Raw genomic sequence first — 4,372 nt, forward strand, 5'->3', positions numbered from 1 at the left:
GGGCCACCTTGCACGACGCCTGGCCGTATACAGCCACGCCACATCCCGCATCATCCGAGGCGACTACATCCATCTGGCCACTGCCCACGGCCTACGGAACCAGGGCTACACTCACGTGATCCTCAATTCCCCCTACAAGAAGATCAGCAGCCACTCAGCCCACCGGCTGGCCCTGCACCGCGTCGGCATCAAGACGGTGAATCTTTATTCCGCCTTCGTGGGCCTGGCTGTGGCGGAGGCTGCACCGGGTGGGCAGATCGTGGCCATCATCCCCCACAGCTTCTGCAGCGGGCCATACTACCGTCCATTCCGTGACTTTATCCTGGCGCGGTCGGCCATCCGCCAGATGCACCTGTTCGCATCCCGCAATAAACCGTTCAAGGGAGATGAGGTGCTGCAGGAAACCATCATCATCCGCCTGGAGCGCGGCGGCCAACAGGGGCCGGTGACGGTGTCCACCTCCACTGAAGACAGCTTTGCTGATTTTGTCACCCACGACCATCCGTTCGAGCGGGTCGTGTTCCCCCATGCCCCTGAACAGTTGATCCACGTGCTCACAACGCCAGAGAAAACCGCCATCGAGCGCCTGGGTGCCGGTGGGCTTATTCCCTGGCTGATCTTGGCATCCAGGTCTCCACCGGGCCAGTGGTTGATTTCCGCATGAAAGTCCACCTGCGCCCCACGCCTGAGGCATGCATCGTTCCCCTGATCTACCCCAGCCACCTGCGCATGGGCGGGACCGTATGGCCCATAGCTGGCTTGAAGAAGCCGAACGCGATCAGCCGTAACGCCGAGACGGAAAGGTGGCTTTACCCCAACGGGTTTTATTGTGCAGTGCGCCGCTTCTCATCCAAAGAAGAAAAGCGCCGTGTGGTGGCCAGCGTCATTGACGCTACCGCCTTTGGCCAGCATTCCGTTCTGGACTTTGAGAACCATATCAATCTGTTTCACCAGAACAAGCACGGCCTGCCCGAGACATTGGCCCGTGGGTTGGCCTTGTTCCTGAACACGACCGCAGTGGATGAGCAGTTCCGTCGTTTCAACAGTCATACTCAGGTGAATGCCACTGATCTCAGGCTCATGCAGTATCCGAGCCGTTATGCCCTGATCCAGCTTGGCAAGTGGGCCATGGGACAAGGAACGCTCACACAGGATCAGATGGATGCCAAGCTGGAAACTTTGGCCCCAATGAACCACAACAACACTCCGTGGAGCCTGCGGAAAGCCGCTCTGCTTGAGGCCGTCTGATGCGCCTGTCCTGGAACGAAGTACGCGCCCGCGCCGCCGCCTTTGCCGACGAGTGGCAGGACGCCGTCTACGAGAAGGGGGAAACCCAGAGCTTTTACAACGACTTCTTCCAGGTGTTCGGCGTGAAGCGCCGCACCGTGGCCCGCTACGAGGCCCACGTGGCCAAGCTGGATAACCGCTCGGGCTTCATTGACCTGTTCTGGCCGGGGGTGCTCATCGTGGAGCAGAAAAGCGCCGGGCGGGACCTGGCCGCCGCCTATGACCAGGCCGGTGAGTATTGCGATGCCCTACCGGAGCGGGAGCGCCCCCGCTACATCCTGGTGAGCGACTTCCAGACCTTCCAGCTTTACGACCTGGACGAGCGGGACACGGTGGCCTTCACCCTGGTGGACCTGCCGGGCCATGTGGAGATCTTCGGCTTCATCCTGGGGGTGCAGCGCCGCAGCTTTCGGGATCAGGACCCGGTCAACATCGTCGCTGCCGAACTGGTGGGTTTACTCCACAACCAGTTGGCGGAGGTGGGCCACGGCGGCCATGACCTGGAGCAGTTCCTGGTGCGCGTCGTGTTCTGCCTCTTCGCTGACGACACCGGCGTCTTCGAGCCGCGAGACATCTTTGTGGAGCTCATGGAGACCCGCACCAGCGAGGACGGGGCCGACCTGGGGCCGTGGCTGGCCCAGCTTTTCCAGGTGCTGGACACACCGGAGCAGCAGCGCCCCACCACCCTGGACGAAGACCTGGCCCGATTCCCCTACATCAACGGGGACCTGTTCAAAGGCCCCTTATCCATGTTCTCCTGCAACGCCGCCATGCGCAGCGCCCTGCTGGACGCCTGCCGCTTTGATTGGTCCCAAGTCTCCCCCGCCATTTTCGGGGCGTTGTTCCAGTCGGTGATGGAACCGGTCCAGCGCCGCGCCCAGGGTGCCCACTACACCACCGAGAAAAACATCCTCAAGGTGATCGAGCCGTTGTTCATGGAGGACCTGCGGGCCGAGTTTGCCCGCTTGCAAGCCCGAAAGACTCACCGTCAAACGGCGCTGTGGAGCTTCCAAACCAGGCTGGGGGGCCTCACCTTCTTTGACCCCGCCTGTGGCTGCGGCAATTTCCTGATCATTGCCTACCGAGAATTGCGCTTGCTGGAGATTGACGTTTTGAAAGCCCTCTATCCCAGGGACCGGGACGGCCGCCGGCAATTGGAAGGGTGGGCAGCGGACCTGTCTAAACTGAACGTGGATCAATTCTACGGCATTGAGCTGGGGGAGTTCCCGGCCCGCATTGCCGAGACTGCTCTGTGGATGATGGACCACATCATGAACAACCAGCTGAGTCTGGAATTTGGCCAAACCTTTGTGCGCATTCCCCTGGAAACATCACCAAACATTGTCCACGACGATGCTCTGGAACTGGATTGGGCGGAGGTATTGGCGCCAGAACAGTGTTCCTATCTCTTTGGCAATCCGCCGTTCGTGGGCGCTAAATATCAAACATCTCAACAACGGCAGCAGGTGCGGCGCATCGCCGGGCTGGGCAAAAGCGGCGGCACTCTTGACTACGTGGCCGCCTGGTTCCTCAAGGCGGGAGAATATCTACAGCGCAGCACGGCCCCCATGGCCTTTGTGGCCACCAATTCCATCACCCAGGGGGAACAAGTGGGCCAACTCTGGCCCCTTGTCTTCCACCGCTGCAAGCTGGACATCGCCTTTGCCCACCGCACCTTCGCCTGGGGTTCCGATGCCCGCGGCAAAGCCCATGTCCACGTAGTAATCCTGGGCCTCCATCATCGTCACCAACCCTGGCCCCACAAGCGCCTCTTCAGCTATCCCGACATCAACAGTGAACCGGAGGAGAGCCGTCATCAGGTGCTGTCCCCCTATCTGTTCGACGCTGGTGGCCTCTCGGACCCCCATCTGGTGGTGCAGGAGGAAAGCGCGCCCATCAACGGGATGAGCAGATTGATCATCGGCTCCAAACCCATCGATGGTGGCAACTATATCTTCGACGCCGCAGAACGTGGCGCGTTTCTGGAAACGGAACCCGAAGCTGCGCCCTGGCTCCGTCCGTTCATTGGCGCACGGGAATACCTGCAAGGTGGTGAACGCTGGATTCTGGCGCTACACGACACACCGCCGGACGTGCTGGCGCGGCTGCCCCGGGTGCGGGAGCGGATCGTCGCTGTCCGCGCCTATCGGGAGGCCAGCAAGAGTAAGCCAACACAGAAGCTCGCGGCAACGCCAACGCTCTACCACATCAACGTCATCCCCACTGCGCCCTTCCTTTTGGTTCCAAGGGTAAGCTCCGAGCGGCGGGACTATGCACCTATCGGATGGCTGAATCCCCCAGTGATTCCCAGCGATGCTACGCTTTTGCTTCAGAACGCCACACTGGCAGATTTCGCGCTGCTCACCTCGGCCATGCATATGGCCTGGCTGCGCCATATTGGGGGTCGGTTGGAAAGTAGTTATCGCTATTCCATCGGTCTCGTCTACAACACCTTTCCGCTGCCACCCAGGGATGCAGGTCTTTCAAAGCTGGACCTGCTAGCCCAAGGTGTTCTTGATGCCCGTGCTGCCCACCCTGGCGCCACCCTGGCTGATCTCTACGATCCAGATACCATGCCGCCAAACTTGCGGCGTGCTCATCAGGCACTTGATCGGGGTGTGGATCGACTTTATCGGCGGTCGGGATTTGCCTCTGAGCGGGAGAGAGTGGAGTATTTGTTGATGATGTACGAGGGGGTGAGAGCTCCACTGGAGGCCCAGGCGAGGAGGAAAAGGAAGCGGGTTCGGTTTTCTGGGCAATAGCCTGTTGAGCGCTGAGGCTTAAAATCTGAGTCCACTGCTTCCCTTTGCAAGGACATGGAGAGAAACGCTTTTCAAACCAAGACCCCTGTTATCCAAGAAAATCCCAAACTCCGCAAACCCCAGAAGGAAGCATACGCCGCCCTTGAAGACTTTGCCAGGGACCCCAACGAAAAGGAACACGAGGTCGGCATCGTCTTGCCAGTTGGCTGTGGCAAGTCAGGCTGTATCACGCTCGCACCCTTTTCCTTCCGGGATTGGTAGTTTGGAGCTGATGAGTCATTTGGGGAGGGCAGCCCATGGTGTTCAGAGAGAATCTTCCAAGA

Annotated in this window: 3 protein-coding genes; all 3 read left to right on the top strand. The window is 60.0% G+C overall.

From position 1 onward, the window contains the following. Positions 1 to 664: Eco57I restriction-modification methylase domain-containing protein (locus FLM9_RS08280; RefSeq protein WP_218969705.1), on the top strand; the 664-nt coding region annotated here is incomplete at its 5' end. Continuing rightward, entirely contained in the window at positions 661 to 1,248 is a 588-nt protein-coding gene (locus FLM9_RS08285) for a hypothetical protein (protein WP_218969706.1), read from the top strand. The genes FLM9_RS08280 and FLM9_RS08285, both read left to right, overlap by 4 nt. After that, a complete protein-coding gene (locus FLM9_RS00815) occupies positions 1,248 to 4,049 on the top strand; it encodes a DNA methyltransferase (RefSeq protein WP_074456819.1) in 2,802 nt (933 codons plus the stop codon). The genes FLM9_RS08285 and FLM9_RS00815 overlap by 1 nt, the downstream gene beginning before the upstream one ends. The last annotated feature ends 323 nt before the right edge of the window (positions 4,050 to 4,372 follow it).

Origin of the sequence: Candidatus Synechococcus spongiarum, from assembly GCF_900047545.1 — a bacterium.
In the GTDB taxonomy this organism is placed as follows: domain Bacteria; phylum Cyanobacteriota; class Cyanobacteriia; order PCC-6307; family Cyanobiaceae; genus Synechococcus_B; species Synechococcus_B spongiarum_C.

Excerpts from the sequence above, each read along its gene's own strand:
- FLM9_RS00815 (WP_074456819.1), top strand. The coding sequence starts at position 1,248 with ATGCGCCTGTCCTGGAACGAAGTACGCGCCCGCGCCGCCGCCTTTGCC.
- FLM9_RS08285 (WP_218969706.1), top strand. The coding sequence starts at position 661 with ATGAAAGTCCACCTGCGCCCCACGCCTGAGGCATGCATCGTTCCCCTG.